1 protein-coding gene is annotated in these 477 nt (G+C 35.6%); it reads right to left on the bottom strand.

The features are described 5' to 3' along the window. A partial coding sequence (locus DIU01_RS07710; protein ID WP_290833200.1) for an aldo/keto reductase occupies positions 1-477 on the bottom strand: 477 nt, incomplete at both ends.

Here is a 477-nt window from a genome sequence, read left to right as displayed (position 1 = left end):
ACCTTTTTTCCCATGCTTTCTGTCCAAATGGCAAACCAATCTTGTTGGTCTAGATTCAGATCAACGGCTTTCATTAATGCTTGAATTCGAGCAATATTCACTGTTCCAGCTACAGGAAACACTTTTGACGGATGTTTTAAAATCCAAGCCAATAAAATGGTGTCTGAGCCAACTTCATATTTTTCAACCAGTTTTGCCAATAATTTTTTCAATCTTCGCGTTTGATCAGAATCTTCTCTAAAAACCGTTCCAAGAGGATTCCATGACATCGGTCGGATGCTATGCGTTTGCATATAATCTAAACTTCCATCCAACATGGGTTCATGATGTGTTGCCGAAAACTGAATTTGATTATAACTAACTTCCGTTTTACTTCTAATTAGTTCAGTTTGCGAATTAGTAAAATTAGATAATCCAAAATCTATGATTTTTCCTTCTGATTTAAGTTTTTCAACCGCTTCTGCAATTTCATCTGCA

This window comes from Flavobacterium sp. (assembly GCF_003525665.1).
Lineage (GTDB): Bacteria > Bacteroidota > Bacteroidia > Flavobacteriales > Flavobacteriaceae > Flavobacterium.
The sequence above is the reverse complement of the archived record's forward strand: the minus strand, read 5'-3'. Positions and strand labels throughout refer to the sequence as shown.